The sequence below is a fragment of the Colwellia psychrerythraea genome (assembly GCF_000764225.1).
In the GTDB taxonomy this organism is placed as follows: domain Bacteria; phylum Pseudomonadota; class Gammaproteobacteria; order Enterobacterales; family Alteromonadaceae; genus Colwellia; species Colwellia psychrerythraea_D.
On the sequence record NZ_JQED01000005.1, the window covers coordinates 161,309 to 177,673 of the forward strand.

General features: G+C 38.2%; 15 protein-coding genes and 2 tRNA genes. 14 read left to right on the forward strand and 3 right to left on the reverse strand.

Annotated elements, in window-relative coordinates:
- Window positions 1-50: 50 nt before the first annotated feature.
- Window positions 51-1,298, reverse strand: coding sequence for a HAMP domain-containing sensor histidine kinase (locus ND2E_RS18370; protein ID WP_190277795.1), 1,248 nt, complete (start codon window positions 1,296-1,298; stop codon window positions 51-53).
- A gap of 117 nt (window positions 1,299-1,415) precedes the next feature.
- Entirely contained in the window at window positions 1,416-2,075 is a 660-nt protein-coding gene (locus tag ND2E_RS18365) for a response regulator transcription factor (RefSeq protein ID WP_033092353.1), read from the reverse strand.
- Between the two features lie 218 nt (window positions 2,076-2,293).
- On the opposite strand from ND2E_RS18365, the gene ND2E_RS18360 reads away from it, so the two are divergent.
- The 14 genes from ND2E_RS18360 to ND2E_RS18300 all read left to right on the forward strand — a co-directional run bounded on the left by ND2E_RS18360 (window position 2,294) and on the right by ND2E_RS18300 (window position 14,014).
- Window positions 2,294-4,336 carry a TonB-dependent receptor domain-containing protein gene (locus tag ND2E_RS18360; RefSeq protein WP_033092354.1) on the forward strand — a complete coding sequence of 681 codons (2,043 nt, stop codon included), beginning with the start codon at window positions 2,294-2,296 and terminating at the stop codon, window positions 4,334-4,336.
- Between the two features lie 71 nt (window positions 4,337-4,407).
- Entirely contained in the window at window positions 4,408-5,163 is a 756-nt protein-coding gene (locus ND2E_RS18355; RefSeq protein WP_190277796.1) for a DUF3450 family protein, read from the forward strand.
- Window positions 5,160-6,431, forward strand: coding sequence for a MotA/TolQ/ExbB proton channel family protein (locus ND2E_RS0121170; RefSeq protein WP_052056218.1), 1,272 nt, complete (start codon window positions 5,160-5,162; stop codon window positions 6,429-6,431). The genes ND2E_RS18355 and ND2E_RS0121170 overlap by 4 nt, the downstream gene beginning before the upstream one ends.
- Window positions 6,421-6,813, forward strand: coding sequence for a MotA/TolQ/ExbB proton channel family protein (locus ND2E_RS18350; protein ID WP_033092356.1), 393 nt, complete (start codon window positions 6,421-6,423; stop codon window positions 6,811-6,813). The genes ND2E_RS0121170 and ND2E_RS18350 overlap by 11 nt, the downstream gene beginning before the upstream one ends.
- Window positions 6,803-7,207: an ExbD/TolR family protein gene (locus ND2E_RS18345; protein WP_033092357.1), complete on the forward strand. Its 405-nt coding sequence runs from the start codon at window positions 6,803-6,805 to the stop codon at window positions 7,205-7,207. The genes ND2E_RS18350 and ND2E_RS18345 overlap by 11 nt, the downstream gene beginning before the upstream one ends.
- A gap of 14 nt (window positions 7,208-7,221) precedes the next feature.
- Window positions 7,222-7,833 (forward strand): energy transducer TonB, encoded by a 612-nt coding sequence (locus ND2E_RS18340; RefSeq protein ID WP_150113699.1) that lies wholly within the window; start codon window positions 7,222-7,224, stop codon window positions 7,831-7,833.
- Entirely contained in the window at window positions 7,830-9,164 is a 1,335-nt protein-coding gene (locus ND2E_RS18335; RefSeq protein ID WP_033092359.1) for a tetratricopeptide repeat protein, read from the forward strand. Before ND2E_RS18340 ends, ND2E_RS18335 begins: the two co-directional genes overlap by 4 nt.
- Window positions 9,165-9,740, forward strand: a complete 576-nt coding sequence (locus tag ND2E_RS18330) for a PepSY-associated TM helix domain-containing protein (RefSeq protein ID WP_033092360.1) — start codon at window positions 9,165-9,167, stop codon at window positions 9,738-9,740.
- Window positions 9,741-9,764: 24 nt separating this feature from the next.
- A complete protein-coding gene (locus tag ND2E_RS18325) occupies window positions 9,765-10,256 on the forward strand; it encodes a DUF2271 domain-containing protein (RefSeq protein WP_052056220.1) in 492 nt (163 codons plus the stop codon).
- Window positions 10,257-10,258: 2 nt separating this feature from the next.
- Window positions 10,259-11,074: a DUF4198 domain-containing protein gene (locus ND2E_RS18320; RefSeq protein ID WP_033092361.1), complete on the forward strand. Its 816-nt coding sequence runs from the start codon at window positions 10,259-10,261 to the stop codon at window positions 11,072-11,074.
- 282 nt (window positions 11,075-11,356) lie between these two features.
- A tRNA-His gene (locus tag ND2E_RS18315) sits at window positions 11,357-11,432 on the forward strand.
- A gap of 46 nt (window positions 11,433-11,478) precedes the next feature.
- Window positions 11,479-11,555 (forward strand) — tRNA-Pro (locus ND2E_RS18310).
- Between the two features lie 344 nt (window positions 11,556-11,899).
- Window positions 11,900-12,889 (forward strand): lipase family alpha/beta hydrolase, encoded by a 990-nt coding sequence (locus ND2E_RS18305; RefSeq protein ID WP_033092362.1) that lies wholly within the window; start codon window positions 11,900-11,902, stop codon window positions 12,887-12,889.
- 69 nt (window positions 12,890-12,958) lie between these two features.
- Window positions 12,959-14,014, forward strand: coding sequence for a lipase secretion chaperone (locus ND2E_RS18300; protein ID WP_052056221.1), 1,056 nt, complete (start codon window positions 12,959-12,961; stop codon window positions 14,012-14,014).
- A gap of 20 nt (window positions 14,015-14,034) precedes the next feature.
- Here the strand turns inward: ND2E_RS18300 and ND2E_RS18295 are convergent, their stop codons facing one another.
- Window positions 14,035-16,311 carry a bifunctional diguanylate cyclase/phosphodiesterase gene (locus ND2E_RS18295; RefSeq protein WP_033092363.1) on the reverse strand — a complete coding sequence of 759 codons (2,277 nt, stop codon included), beginning with the start codon at window positions 16,309-16,311 and terminating at the stop codon, window positions 14,035-14,037.
- Window positions 16,312-16,365 lie beyond the last annotated feature (54 nt).

The following is a 16,365-nucleotide window of genomic DNA, read 5'->3' on the forward strand; positions in this document are numbered from 1 at the left end:
TAACTTTGTCTTTTATCTTTTACCTTCTATCTTTTAAGTAACCTATTTACTTATTTCACTGTTGGCAAATAGCACCGAATAGTAAGGCCTTCTTGCAATATGGACTCTGCAGTTATTCGACCGTTCATTTGCTCAACATTGTACTTCATAATAGCCATTCCTAAACCGTATCCCTCTATTTCTGTAGTGGTATCATTATTTGCACGGTAAAAAGGTTCAAATATTTGCACTAGCTCAACTTCGGATAAGCCTGGACCATTATCACTGACTTCTATGACTACCTGGTCTTTATCTAGCAAAATATTTACCTCAATTTTACAGCTACCTCCTGCATATTTAAGTGCATTATTAAGCGCATTTTGTAACACTCCAGCGAATAAGTCGCATTCGACAAGGGCAACTATATCTGAACGTTGAGTTACAAGCTTAATTTCTTGTGTTGATTTAGCTTGCAAAATTGATTCATTAATAACCTTAGTTACAATGGGCATAAGTAAAGTTCGCTGTAGTTTTACCGAGTAGTTTTGATTATCTAATCGACTAAAATCTAAAATTTTCTGAATTAGATGGTTCATTTCATTGGCATCATCTTCTATTTGAAGGAAATATTTTACTTGTTCAGGTTGCAATCGCGTTTTTAACAGATGAATAGCAAGATTTTGTCTGGTTAATGGTGTTCTAAGCTCATGAGATATATTACGAAGTAGATTTTTATGGCTCATGACTAACTTCTCTATTTGCCCTGCCATATGATCAAAATCGTTTGCTAAATCATTAAACTCTTTTATATTGCTATTAAGTGTATTTGGAGCACGAACAGATAAGTTTCCAGAAGCTAATTGATGGCTGATACTCTGTAAATGCTTAAGAGGTCGTTGAAGGTGCTTTGCAAATAACCAAGACACAATGGCAAGAAAAATAGCAGACACACATAAGCGTACTGTCCATAAATAATATTTTGCCCGCTCAGCAGGGTGCAGTTGCCAAGGTAATTGAACCATAAGATGTAAACCTGATGACAAGTGAATCATTATCATAGGTTTACTGACCCGGTTATTCATCGGTTTATGAAGTTGATGACTAAAAGACATTTTAGATTTTATATAAGGATGTATGGCATTATTAGTCACACTTTGATTGTTATCATCAACCACATAAAGTGTATATTTTTGAGTCTTTTCCCATACTTTCAAACCAGACGTATCATTGATTGAAATATACTGCTCAGCTTCTTTTGCTAGGGTTTTAAATTCTCTTTGCAGTTCATCAGGTAAGGTCAATAGGTCATCTAACAACATCGATTCAATTATTGTTGACAGGGTAAATATAATTAAAAAAATACTGCTTAAGTAAAAAAAAAGCTTTTGTGTTATAGCCAAATTATCAAAATTTTCTGTTATTTTCATAAAATTAATTTATTGATTAGAAACAAAGACATAGCCTACATTTCTCACAGTTAAAATAACATCTTTAGAAAAACTAGCTTGTGTCAATTTTCGGCGGATATTACTGATGTGCATATCTAAATTTCGATCAAATTCACAAAAATCACGGTGTAAAACGTTAATTTGTAACTCTGCTTTTGATACCGGCTTTTCTTTGCGTAACATAAGGTAGTTAACCAGCTCACTCTCGGTATTGGTAAAAGGGAGTGAACAGATAGCCTGCTCATATTCATTTTCTGGTGTAGTATGTTTGTAGCGTGTTCGCTCTAATGACACCCTTCTTAAGATAGCTTTCATGCGTATTAATAACTCTGGAACACTAAAGGGTTTAGGTAAATATTGATCTGCGCCCGCGGCAAAACTATCTATTTTAGAGGATTCATCATCCAATGCTGTCAGCATTAAAATAGGCGTTGAAAACCGCTTACAAACTTGTCGAGCAGTTTGTATACCATTAAGTTTTGGCATCATGACATCAAGCAACACTAAATCGATACTGGCTCGACTTAAAATTTCTAGCGCTCTTTCACCGTCATTAGCAATATAGACTTGATAAGACTCTTCTTTTAAAACGGTTTCTAAAAGTTTACATATACGCAGATCATCATCTGCGACGAGTACCGAAGGCATAACAATTAAAACTCAAATAAAAATAATTACCATTATCACTTCGATCAAAGCGTAATTGCAAGTAAATTTCAGTGTGTTTTTCCCTTGAACACTATCATCACCTCTTAGTTTTTAATCTTTACATTACAATTGTAAAGTTTGTAAATTTAATGCACATGATAATTATTATCATTTAGAATCCGCGCAATTTCAAAATCATAGTCTAAGAGGACGTTAAAATGAAAATGCGCTATTTATCATTAATTATCGCCGCATCATTGAGTAATCAATTATTAGCGAACGATATTCAAGAATTAGAAACAACAGAAGTTACAGCTCAAAAAAAGAGTCAGTATAAAGTTTCATCTGACGAATTACTTGCTGAGCAGGTTAATGATATCAAAGGTATTTTCAAAAAAATTGCGGCTGTAGAAGTGAGCAATAGTGTACGTTATAGCCAAAAAACTTATATTCGTGGTGTGGAAGAACATTCAGCCAACGTCACTATAGATGGCGCACGTCAAGATGGGCAAATGTTCCATCATGCAGGCAACCAAATGGTTGACCCTACCATGTTAAAGAGCGTTTCTGTTGAACTAGGGGCCTCATCTGTACTGAGTGGTTATGGGGCAAATGTAGGTGCAATTAAGTATGAAACGTTAGATCCCAAAGATATGTTAGCACCTTCGCAACAATTTGGTTTTAAAACCTCAGCAGCGATGGATACGGCAACAGAGTTCAAACAGGTAAACATGAGTGGTTACGGCATGTTAACGAATCAATTGAGCGCGTTAGCAACGCTTAATTGGAATGAGTCGGGTGACATTGAAACACCAGATAAAGATCCTATTGTCAATAAACATAGTGAATTAAAAAGTGGCTTAATAAAGCTCGTTTATGATTTTAGTGACATTGAGCAGATAGATTTTTCTGCACAACGTTATGAAGATAGCGGTCATAGAGCTTTATCAGGCGAAAAACCAGGGGCAACCACAATTGAGGAAGCACTCGGTTTTAATGGTTATGAGCGAGATACCTACACGGTGAATTACCATAACAACAGTGATAATCCACTGTTAAACCTTGCCGTAGATGCATACTTTAATGAAAAGAGAATGGTTAGAAGTGGCTCATCCGGAACAAATTGGTACCGTGATAGTGAAGGAGAGTGGCATAAAGATGGCACTGCAACTAATCCAGCAAGAGATTATTCTTATAAAACTATTGGTTTAAATATCCGTAATACTTTTATTCTAAATGATATTGCCTGGACCGCGGGTATTGAAAGTTTTAAATCAGAACAAGCAATTGATACTGCGGGATTAAAAGAGATCACCACAGCTGAAGGCACTAAAAAGTCTGAAGATATTTCTGTAAGCCATGGCCCAGAGTCATCGTTAATTGGTACCTATATTCAAGGTGAATTTGAATTTGGTTCATTGACCATTATCCCAGGTATTCGCTATGACTCCTACAAACTAAGTGGTGCTTATGATAGTTCATTTGATCAATTTTCACCTAAATTGACTGTTGATTGGCAAGCCAATGAAGACCTTATTTTAAAAGCTGGCTATGGTCGTATTTTCAAAGGTCCTGGTTTACCTGAAACTCTCATGATTACTGAAGGCATGAAACAGTCTGCAGATGCAAAAGCTGAAACGGGTAATCATATTGAGTTCAATATTATTCAAGATTTACAACGTGCACTCAATGTTGATAGCGCGAGTACCTACATCAATTTATATCAATACACTATTGATAACTCATATCATCCAACCAAAAATACTAGCTTAAATAGAAGCAGATTTGATCTCACGATGACAGGGGTTGAAGCAGGCTTCAATATTAGCCATCAAGATTTAACCGCCTATGTGAGTTATAGCTATAACACAGGTGAAAATGCGTATCCTGAGTACACCACAGATAATTACTATTCAGGTACCCATGTCGTCAGAGTGGGTGCTGACTACCAAGTTAATGATTCATTACTACTAGGTTGGGACAGCAATTTTTCTAGCAGCGCTAGTTTAAATAACACCTCAAGTGATGATGGTACTTTGGTTACAGAAGAAATTAATAAAAGTGGCTTTGGCGTGACTAACTTCTGGCTCGATTATCAAGTCGCTGAAGTTGAAGGATTATCTCTTAACTTAGCGGTTGAAAATGCCTTTGATAAAGCCTATCAAAACCACAATAGCTTTGGCATGTACTGGGGCAGCTCAACGTATAACGACAATGAAGTGGGTCGTAACTTCAAGTTTGCAGCTAGCTACCAGTTTTAGTTAAGTCATTCTATTAATGTATAAAAGTAGGTGATTTATTAACATCAGCTACTTTTTTGATGGTAAAACCAATGAATAAGATATCTCGAGTATTTCTAAACTTTACTACGATAGCTATTTTGCTGTTATGTTCAGTTAATGTAGTTGCGCAAAATAATGTTGATCAATTGACTAAGCAATGGCTTGAGCTGGACAAGTCAGCCAATCAACTTAATCAAAATTGGCAACAAGAAAAGCAGCAATTAACACTTCGAGTATCTTTATTATCACACCAAAACAAGAATTTGCGTGAGAAGATCAATAATACCAATAATCAAAAAGATCTAGTTAATCAACAACGACAAGATATTTTGACTCAACAAACATTGATCGAACGAAAGGTAGCACAATATCGCCAAGCGTTACCTAACATACTCGATAAATTACAACAATTAATGAGTAGTTTACCGCCTTACTTAGTCCAACAACTCTCCCCTGAGTTGACTAATGCAACAACGCAAAAAGAACTAACAGGTAAATATCAAGCCATTGCTAATCTCGTCAAGCAAGTCGCTAAAAACAGTGAACTCATTCACGTTAAGCAGGGCATTATTCAACTCGATAATAAAAAATTGTTGACCAAACAATTGTATTTTGGTCATGACCAAGCATGGTTTGTCACGCAAGATAATAGTCGAGCGGGGGTTGGATTTCGAAGAAATAAACACTGGTTTTGGCAAGAAGAGGCTCAATACGCAAGTAATATTCGTCAAGCAATTAATCATGCACAAAACCAAATGCCAGGCCCGTTGTTAAACTTACCAACCTACTTGGATGCTAACGAATGAAAGCTTTCTTAACACTACTTTTCACGATACTTTTCACTTTGCCATTTTTGGTTAAAGCAGATATTAGTTCGGTAGAAGCTGAATTAGTAAAAGAAGTGAAGCATGCCAATGCCTTTTATCAGCAACAGACAAAAAAAATAGCCAAAGAGCGACGTCACCTGCTTAAGCAACTTGCAACCCAAGAACAGCAGCTAAAAACACTGAGTGTTGAAGCAGCCTTAATTACTCGGGCCAAAGATGAACAAAACCTTAGCGTCGAAAAATTACAGCAGCGTTTACAAACATGGCAACAGCAACAAAATTATCTAGAACATTTATTCGCTGGCATTGATGCTGAAAATCCTATTTTATCCGTTAAACAGTTAAGTGAGCGCATTAATGAACAAGGTCATTTCAATGCAGTTCACCCTATAACTATCGCCCTAGAAAATGGACAGATGAGCAGTGGAAAAATGCTCACGATTGGCCCCGCCCATCTATTCATAAATAATGACCATACGCTAGGAGGTTTGATCAACCAGGTCGAACAGCAATGGCAATTGGCACTGGCGTATGACACTTCACAATTAACAGCACTTAACGATGTGTTACAAAACAAACACGGCTTAATAGCTTTTGATGCAACCAATAACCGTAGTGTCGTATTGAGTCAGCACCAGGAAAGTATCACTGAACATCTGCATAAAGGTGGTCTTTGGGTTGTTCCTATCTTAGCTTTTGCTGTATTAGCCGCTATCATTTCGGTAATTAAAGCGATCAGCCTTATGCGCTTACCTGCGCTAAGTTTGCTATCAGATAAACCGATGGGGAAACACCAAAAAGCATTATTTGCTATCTCTAAGAAATATCACAATGCAGAGCGTGACGATTTATTATTTGATCAATTAATGCAGACAAAGCGTATAGTTGAAAGAGGCTTAAGTACCATTGCAGTTACCGCATCCGTTGCGCCACTATTGGGTTTATTGGGTACGGTAAGTGGCATGATCCAAACATTTAAGCTAATGACATTATTTGGCGCTGGTGATGCAAATGCCGTTTCGGGCGGCATATCAGAGTCATTAGTTACCACTGAGCTTGGACTAATCGTTGCTATACCGGCTCTAGTAGCACATGCAATTATGTCTCGTCGCTGTCATCATTATATGAGTGAACTTGAGTCATATGCCGTCAAAGTGTCACAGGATCCGCGCACAGTAGAAAAAGTTCAAGAGCAATCAACATCGCAAAAATCAACAACTGTGCATGAGGTAACTCATGTTGCTTAATGCTTGGTTGCCAGAAGAATTAATCACCGGAGGTACCGTTCTTTGGTTGATTATTGCCTTAGCTTTATTTTGCTATAGCCTACTATTTGAAGCCTTCTATTGTTGTTATACAAATATCCGCTTATCTTGGCTAAAAAGTTGGCTAAAACCATTGCATGCACTAGTTAGTGCGCTGCCATTACTCGGGTTATTGGGCACAATAATTGGTTTACTTGATACTTTTTCAGTACTAAGTCACAACAGCTCAATGTCAATCAGTGATGCCATTAGCAAAGCCTTATTGACGACGCAAGCTGGTTTACTCGTATCTATTCCTGCAATGGTTATGTTGTGGAAACTTCAAACCATGGTTGAAAAAATGGATGATAATCATGCGTCCTAATTTACAGCAACGAATTGATAATAAAGTGCAACAAATTGATTTGTCACCGTTGTTAGATGTGGTGTTTATTTTACTTATCTTTTTTATTGTCACCACAGTATTTGTCAAAGAAACCGGCGTAGAAGTCAAAAAACCTCAAGCAATGAGCGCTGCTGATTTAGAGAGGAAAAGTATATTAATTGCCATTACCGAAGATGGCCGTGTTGTGTACGCAGGACAAGATATTGGCATTGCCGGTGTAAAGCCAACAGTCAGTCAATTACTCGCGCAAAGATCCATGCCTGTTATTTTACAAGTCGATGAAAATGTGACCACTAAAACCTTAGTCGCTGTGATGGACGAGGCAAAAATTGCTGGTGCGACAAGCGTTAATTTAGCGACATTGATGCAATGATTAAAGTTAGGTTTATGCTCATTTCATTCATAATAATCATCGTATTAATGGCCTTATTAATTCTAAATAATCGCCGTAACGTATCAGCACCAGATCAACTTATGGTTCGGCCGCTTGACATAATCGCTGTATTACCACCACCACCGCCGCCAAAAAGCATGAGTAAAGTCACTTCATCACCCACCTTAAAGCTTGATTTAAGGTTTCAAGGTGACGGACCAAGTTTGAACTTAACTAAAGCTAACGTCACTTTAGCTAAACCAACACTTGATACCCCTAACTTAGATAATTTAACACCTGATTTAAACGTGCAATCAACAATCTTTGACTGGAGTGGTTTTTCGTTAAAGGAGTTGGATCAACAACCCCGCTTGATGACTGCATTGCACATTGTATTTACTGACAAAATGCGCAGATCTGGTGTAAGAAAATTCAAAGTTAAATTGCATGTGCTTATTCTTAAAAGTGGCAAAGTGCATCTAAAAGGTATTAAAGAAAATCCGTACCCTGAGCTTAATCCTGCTATTAGAAAATTAACTAAAAAAGCAAGATTTAGTCCGCCCCAACGTCATGATAAAGCTGTCCAAGCAGAATTTATCTGGCCATTAGTGTTGAAAGAATCATGAAAAAATATTTATTGTTAATGTTGCTATTAATAAGCAGTTTTGTTGAAGCTAAATTACAGATTAAGTTAACGCAACCCACGCTGTTATTACAGCAAATATCGGCCAATGATCTGGGTATTAAACCCGTACTTAATGAAGATGAACGTCAATATAATTTAGTTATTAGCCAAAAGCTTAAGGCAAAAAAATACCAATCTTTACTGAATGAACTCACCGATAAAGTCTCAGCTGAACACGCAAGTGCTGCAATGGCCTATTTAGTGGGGCAATTAGCCCTGCAGCAGAAAAAATATAAAATGGCACGGCGTTACTTTAAACAGGCGATTAAACAACAAACCAATTATGGCAAAGCCCACCATGGTCTAGGCCTAGTAGAACTCAAGTTATCGTTATTTAGTGAAGCGAACAAAAACTTAAGTAGAGCATTACAATTAGGTATTAATGACCCCCAGCTTTATAGCTACCTAGGTTACGGTTATATACAAGCGAATAATTTTCATAGTGCGGTTGTTGCCTATCAACACGCCAAATTATTTAAGCCTAATGATGAACAGTTAAATCAAGCATTACTTTATGCCTACAGCCAAGCAGGACAAAGTGAAGCTGCCTTAAGTCTGTTAACGCAAATGCTGATAGAGCAACCTAGCAAGTCAAGCCTATGGTTGCATCGCGCGAACGCATTATTACAACGTAAAAACTACCCTCTGGTAATTGCTAGTCTAGAAACAGCATTACGTTTAGGCGAAAAAGGGAAAGAGAATATTGCATTAACTGCACAACTGCAAATGCAATACGGTAGCATTGAGCGCGCTATTCAACTTTATCATCAAATTTGGCTACAACATGCTAACCCGCAATTAATATTGGATGCGATCGAGTATTTAGTCTCCATTGAACAGCTCAGCTCTGCCAAAAGTCTATTAAATAAAGTGACTTCAGCTAACGCCGTTACCAGCGAACAACAGAGTCAGTTATCTTATTTGCAGGGTAAAATATCTCTACATCAAGGTGAACTAAGTGAGGCTGAAGCTGCCTTTGCACGAGCATTGAAACACAATAGTGTTAATGGTTATGCGTTATTAGCAGCTGCTCAGGTCAAGCGAAGCTTAGGCAAGAGCCATCAAGCACAAATGTTATTACTCAGAGCGAGTAGCATAAATGACGTTAAGGTATCTGCGGTAACCGAACACGCTGATTTAATGATGTCACTGGGACGGTATGCTAAAGCGCTTGAGCTATTACAACAAGCATTAGCTTATGCGCCCAATGAAAGCAGCATTTTTGAAAACGTACAAACATTGCAACGTTTAGTTAACCAGAGTGAAAGCTAAATGCGCATTAATAAATCATTTTTGTCCTTTTCTCGATTTATCCATGTCTACGTTTCCATGGCTTTACTCACCCTAATGATATTTTTCTCCATTACCGGTATCACGCTTAATCATCCTGAATGGTTTGCAGATAATAAAGCCGAGGTCATCGAGGTCGATTTTATTACGCCCGCTGAATTGCTTACACAGAAAAATGAAGGGAAGTTACTTAATTTCTTGCTAAAAGCTAATCATCTTAATGGTAATAGGTTAACTATCGAACGAGAGGAGGATGAACTTTTTATCACCGATAAAGGACCAGGTGCCTACTTGAGTTTAACCATAGATTTAAGTTCAGGAGAAACCTATAGAGAGGCCACGGATTATGGCTATTGGGCATTACTTAATGATTTACATAAAGGAAGAAATAGCGGTGACTTTTGGCGTTTTATCATTGATTTAAGTGCAGTACTTATGATCGTGTTTAGTCTTACTGGTTTTGTTTTAGCGCTAGCACAGCGCCGCATAAATCGTACGATAGCGGTGAGCATTATGAGCTCTTTATTTGTGATAAGTATTTATTTTATTTGGGTTTAATTTTGGTTTACTTTGGAAGGCATTATGAGAAAAAATTTATTGTTGATTATATTTATCTGGCTGAGCAGTACCACGACATTATTTGCAACAGAGCTGCAATTATCACTGAATCTCCCGCAACAATCAGGGGAGTATCATAACCCTTATGTTGCCGTATGGATTGAGAACAGCAAAGGGAAAAGTGTGAGAACCCTAGTGCTATGGCGAGAAGGCAGTAAATGGCTGAAAGATATTCGTCGTTGGTGGCGCAAAGTCGGTCGCAAGGACGAAACCTTGGTTGATGCTATCACATCGGCCACACGTGCCGCAGGAAGTTATCAATTAACTTTTCAAGCGCTTGACGATGATAAGAACCCGTTAGCATCAGGCAATTATATTTTACACCTTGAAGTTGTCCGTGAAAATGGTGGCCGTGCCATCATCAAACAAAAATTTACCCTAAATGGTACCAGTCAAACATTCACACTGGCGCCAAATCCAGAAGTTGCAAAATCTATCTTTACTATTAAGGAATAACTATGAAACTTAAAAAATTATTTATCGGCGTAAGTGCTTTATTGTTAGTGGCTCAGGCATCAGCACATAATCGTTGGATATTACCTAGCCACTTTAATTTATCTAACGATAAAGGTGAATGGATAGTGGTTGATGTAACAGCCTCAAATGAAACCTTCAATGTTGATAAACCAATGGGCGCTGAAAAAATGGAGGTAATTGCGCCAAGTGGCAAGCGAGTATTCCCAGGTTCTAGCTATCGCGGTCAACGTAAAAGTGTTGTTGATATTCACCTTGAAGACAGTGGTACTTACCAACTAAAAATGGGTGGAGAAGCCTCTTATTGGACAGGTTATAAAATAAAAGGTGAAAAAGAAGAGCAATGGTTACGTAATGTAAATAAGCAAGATCGTAAGAAAAAACTACCTAAGGCCGCATACGATGTTAAAACAATTGAATCATCAGGCAGTATTCTAAGCTATGTTACCTTAAATTCACCGTCAGAAAGCTTTGCGGTTAGCAATCAAGGACTGGAGCTTGTACCTGTTACACACCCATCCGATATTGCCCAAGGTGAAGAAGCCAAATTCTCATTCATTCTCAATGGCAAAGTACAACCGGGTGTTGAGGTTGAAATTATTAGAGAAGGTGTTCGTTATCGTAATGATCCTGAAAGTTTGAAATTAACCTCAGATGCTAACGGAGTTATTAACTTTACGCTTGAGCAAGCAGGACGTTATTTATTAATGGCTGAGTTTGAAAGCGAGGCAAAAGAATATGAACTAGCGGATGTTATTGCTGGTAAAATTTTCCTTACTTTTGAAGCCGTACTGGACTAACCTTTACTGGCTGAAAACATATAAAAATATCGCACGCCTTGACCATGCTAAGACAGCAACAGAAAGGTTGCGATATTATTTATATCCACATAAATTTTTGATTTACTCAGGATTAGTCTTTCACTGTGTTCTCAAATTTTAAGCAAATGGTTCAAATAACAATCAACAAATAACTAAAGCATATAAATACCATTAAAATGTGAATTTTTTCTTGTCAATCTATATAAAAATGCCATATAATCCGCCGCGTCTTATCAATAGACGTTTTAAGTAAGTTCAGTGGTGGCTATAGCTCAGTTGGTAGAGCCCCGGATTGTGATTCCGGTTGTCGAGGGTTCAAGTCCCTTTAGCCACCCCATCTTTTCCCCTCAAAAAGTTAGAATAGAAAACCACAAAAGAATATTCGGTGATTAGCGCAGCTTGGTAGCGCACTTGGTTTGGGTCCAAGGGGTCGCAAGTTCGAATCTTGCATCACCGACCACTTTTGCTAAATCCATAGTATAAATCTTCACAAAAGCTCATTGTAAGCTCCTTGTATATTTTCAAGCTTTAACGAATAGCTTCCAAAAAAGTCTATTCGACTCTCAAAAGATATAAAATTTAATTTTTCACTAAAAAACAAATAAAATGCTTGTTTAAAACTAACGTATCAAACATGAGTATTAAAAGGCGCTAAGACCTATTAATTCCACTACCTTGTTTTAATCTAAATCCCCCCTTTTCTGCTGTTGCATTTGTTTTTTATATTCATTATAAGTGATGAGGTATGACCAGTTTTGTTCATATGCATTTTTCTCAATTACAACTATAAAAAAGGTGAAAAAAATGATTAAAAGATTGATGTATTTACTGCTTGTCTCAGTGATGGTTAGTTGCTGTCTATCGATGCCAGCAAAAGCAGATAGTTCAGGCAGTACTAAATATCCCATCGTATTAGTCCATGGTTTATCGGGCTTTGACACGGCATTAGCCGACTACTTTTATGGTGTAAAAGGCGCTTTAGCCGCCGTTGGCTCGGTACAAGTTTATACCCCTCAAGTCTCTGGCTATGAAACGAGTGAGGCTCGTGGAGAAGAACTGTTAACTTACCTTGAAGAGTTAAGTGCTATATCCGGAGCAACTAAATTCAATTTAATTGGTCATTCACAAGGTGGTATAGACTCACGCTATGTCGCCTCAATCCGACCTGATTTGGTTGCCTCTGTAACATCAGTTGGTTCGCCACATTTTGGTTCGGGTACCGCCGATTTTATTAAAGACTCTCCCTTAGAAGGTATTACCCTATCCATTGGTAATGCAGTTGGTACTTTTTTAGCAGCAGCAACAGGTGATAATTCACAACACGCTAATGCTATGGGCTCATTAGAAGCGTTAAATTCAACAGATGCTGCAACTTTTAATGCCAAATATCCTGAAGGATTGCGTCAAGGTGCTTGTCAGGAAACTCCCAGTTATAATGCTGGCTCTTGGTGGTGGCCTAATTGGCAAAGTGATTACTCTGTCAATGATGGCGCACATCAGGTGAATGGTGTTGCTTATTACTCATGGGCAGGTACTTATAATCCTCTCTTTGACTCAAACGTTTTAGATTTGGCAGACGGCCTGTTGTCTGTGACTTACCTAACGATTAATGAGGCCAATGATGGCGTAGTTGGGCGCTGTTCTACCCATTTGGGTAAAGTAATTCGTGATGACTACACTATGAATCATGCCGATGAAATCAATGGCATGTTTGGTCTACGTGGTTTGTGGAGTGCAAATCCACTGCAACTATATAAAGACCATGCCAGACGTTTAACGGCTGTTGGTTTATAAAAAAATTAAGGTTCACTGTGTGAACCTGTTACTCCTTTTTAAAATACTCCAACTGTTAAGGTGTTAATTTTGAATCTGAATATTTTGAACGTTTCTTTTGTTTTCATTAGTTTAACTATGTTCGCTATCGCGCTATTTAGCATGTTTGAAAGTGATATAAATACAGAACAACAGCAACAGACAGCAATATTAAATGGTCAAAGCGCGACCAATACACCATTAACACCTGAACTGATCACTGAATTAGTTTTATCATCCACTGACAAGGAAGTACCTGCTGAATATGTTATAAAGTTGCCAACGTCATTACGTGATACACCGATGCCAGAGCACCTTGAGATGAATGTTGATGGTAACTTAATTATTAATAAGAAAATTCTTCATTTATTTGAGTTTTATTTGTCGGCAATAGGAGAAGAGTCTTTAGACCTCATCATCAGTCGGATTAAAAACAATCTTAAAGCACAGTTAACCACTCAAGGTTTAGAAGAGGCACTACACATTCTTGAGGGCTATTTACAATACCGTAATGCGATCACTGCACTCAAGCAAGACTACAATCAAACTATTGGCATTAATGACTATTCATTTGAGCATGTTATCAATGTTAGGAATGAGCTTATAGACGCACGTTGGCGTTTTTTCTCAGAGGAGGTTATTGCCGCCTTTTTTGCGCAAGAAGATGCATATGAAAATTATATGTTTGGCATTGCGGCCATAACTAAAGATAACAGTTTAAGCGAAGAGCAAAAAGGCAATGCTATTTCGCTCCTTAATACTCAAACACCTCGCTGGTTGATTGAGCAGCAAACTAAAGCCAACCAATTAAATACATATCGACAACAACATAATGAACTCATTACTCAAGGAGCGACTGATAACGATTTAAGACGTCTCAGGGAGCAAACATTTAATAGTGAAGTTTCTGATAGGTTATCAACCCTTGATAGTCAGCGATACCGCTGGCAACAGCGGCTAAATGAATATAGAACTGAGTTGGCCACTATTCTAGCCGTTGAGCCAGATAGCCAAGCTCAGCAATTGCTGGTCGATGAATTACGCAGCCAACACTTTACTGAACAAGAAGTAAGACGTGTCAATGCGCTAGATAGTAGCTATTTATAACCATACCATTGTGGTGCTAATCATTGATTTTCTAATAAGATTGAAACGTCATTGGCACTCACTGGTTTACTGAAAAAATAGCCTTGTGCATAATCACAGCCAAGACCTTTAAGCATAATATACTGCTCTTTACTTTCAATACCTTCGGCTGTAATTTTATGTTCAAGGTTGTGCCCCATTTCTATCATCGAACTAACCAAGAGTTTTGCTTTATGATCGAGTAAAATATCATCAATAAAATACTTATCAATCTTTAAGTAATCCACGTTAAGGTGTTTAAGTGAAGCGAAAGATGAATAACCAACACCAAAATCATCAATGGATAATAAAACTCCCAATTGTTTTAAATGTTCAAAAACGGCAAGATTTTCTGGATTAGTCTGTATCACTCCTTCAGTGACTTCTAGTTCAAGCTCGCCCGGCAGTATGCCTGTTTCTTTAATGACACGTGTAATCAGTGGTACAAGATCACTATCGAGAAAATGACTTGGTGATATATTAACCGCCATAATAAGTGAAGAAAAACCAGCTTCTTTCCACAAATTTGCCTGATTACAGGCTGTTTTTAAGACCCACTCGGTCAGTGGCTTAATCATGCCTATTTGTTCAGCCATAGCGATAAAGTCAACCGGAGAGACTTGACCGAGTACTGGATGATGCCAGCGAGATAGTGCTTCAACGCCTATAATACTACCCGTTTGAATATCCACTTTGGGTTGGTAAACTAGTGATAATTGCTGATTTTCTATCGCTTCCCTTAGGTATTGTTCAATTTTAAAGCGGTATTCAGCTTTATCCGTCAGCTCTTTCTTATAAAAAGCATACCTATTTTTCCCAAGATCCTTAGCTGCATATAATGCAGTATCTGCCGCTTTTATAATCGATTGCAGGTCAACTCCATCGTCAGGATAATGTGCAATGCCAATACTGCAGGCAGGTGTAAACTTTCTTCCTGCTAACTCTACTGGTTTTGAAATCAGCTCTAGGCAACGTTGAGCAACATGAGCCGCGCTATAGTCATTCATCACATTATTAACGGCGATACAAAATTCATCCCCACTGAGTCGAGCAATATAGTCAATTTCACGGCATGTCTTTTTTAAGCGCTGTGCAACATGCTTGAGCAGTAGGTCACCTACATCATGACCGAGACTATCGTTAACTGTTTTAAAGTTATCTAGATCGATATATAGCAGACCAAATTTATTCTTATTACGTGCAGATATTTTTACTAGCTCTTCAATATTTATATAAAAATGAGGCCGGCTTGAAAGACTAGTAAGCTCATCGGTATAAGCTAAATCTTGAATGCGTTTTTGGTTTTGTTCTCGCTCCATAACAATACCGGCAAGTCGAGCTGCAGCTCTAAGATCATAAGACTCTTGCTCGTTAGGCAATGCCGGATAGTCATGATACATACCAAAAGCGCCGAGCACTTTTCCTGAAGAATGTTTAATGGGCTCAGACCAACAACTGCGCATGCCGTGAGGCAGCGCAACATGTTTTAAATCAGCCCACTTAGGATCTGTGGCAATATTTTCGACCAAGACACGTTTTCCGGTATAGGTTGAGGTTCCACAAGAGCCTACTTCAGGGCCATATTCAAGACCATGTACTGCTTTGCAATAAGATTCTGGTAAGCTAGGTGCCCCCGCATGAAGTAGTTTACCCTTATCTAATTCAAGCATTGAACAGCGTAACCCCGAGTGGCGTTCTTCATACATCAAGGCAATTTCATCATAGATCCTCGACGCAGGCTCTCCTTGAGCAATTAACTCGAGAATTTTAGTATTTCTATCATTGAAAAATTCGGCTTTTTTTTGTTGTGTTATATCAACGTGGGTACCAACTAAACGAACCGTCTCATCACTGTCACCTCGGGAGACTTTAAATGCACGAGAGCGAATAAAAACATCATGCCCTGCTTTATGCCGCATACGCATTTCAACTTCAAAGGTATCTACTTCTCCGGATAAAAAGCTCTGAACATCCCCGAGCACCATATCTTTATCATCAATATGAACCATTGCAGCCCAAGTATTTAAAGTATTTTCAAGCTCATCTTCACTGTAACCCAACATGCTTTTCCAGCGAGGGGAGTAATAAACCTCATCCGTCGCTAAATCCCAATCCCACAGACCATCGGATGCACCGCGCATAGCTAAGGCAAAGCGCTCCTCACTATTAAGAAGCTCGGCTGTACTAACATCCTTACTCAGCTGTGCTGCAGCAAGCTCTGAACGTAATTGTTCAATTTCTTGTTGTAGTTGTATTTCTTTGTTTGTTATTTCTGTCATACATCCTCAAATCACTACATCAAATAATTCAAACGATTAACGTTCTATTATTTG